A 576-nucleotide genomic window follows, 5' to 3' on the forward strand; every position below is an offset into this window, starting at 1 on the left:
TCCTGGAGATCGAGACCACGAAAGTGACGAATGTGCTCGAAGCCTCCGCCAGCGGTACGCTGAGGCAGATCGTTCTAGCCGAAGGCACGACGGCCCCCGTCGGTGCGCTGGCCGGCGTGATTGCCGACGAGAGCGCCACGCAAGAAGAGATCGACGCCTTCATCCAGAGCTATGCCGATCGGATCGGCCGCGGCGAAGAAGGCGAGGGGGGCTTATCCCTGCCACGCAAGGTCACGGTCCCGGGCGGTTCGCTGAACCTGCTGGAAGCCGGCGAGCCGAGCGACGACATCGTGCTCTTTCTGCACGGCTTCGGCGGAGACCTGACGACCTGGCTCTTCAACCAGCCGGTGCTTGCCGAAACGATGCGGACGATCGCCGTTGATCTTCCCGGTCACGGCGATTCCTCGCCCGTGGCCGGCAGCAATGTCGTTGACGAGATCGCCATGGCGATCGAGGAGGCGCTCACCCCGATTGCTTCCGGAAAGATCCATCTGGTCGCGCACTCTTTCGGCGGCGCCATTGCTGCGGCTCTGGCAGCACGTCAGCCCTCGCGTATCGGATCGCTGACGCTGATCG

At 64.6% G+C, this 576-nt stretch carries 1 protein-coding gene; it reads left to right on the forward strand.

Annotated features, from left to right (window positions below):
- A partial coding sequence (locus tag CO670_RS32395; RefSeq protein WP_141502488.1) for an alpha/beta fold hydrolase occupies positions 1 to 576 on the forward strand: 576 nt, incomplete at both ends.

It is taken from the genome of Rhizobium sp. J15 (assembly GCF_002531825.1).
In the GTDB taxonomy this organism is placed as follows: Bacteria; Pseudomonadota; Alphaproteobacteria; order Rhizobiales; family Rhizobiaceae; genus Rhizobium.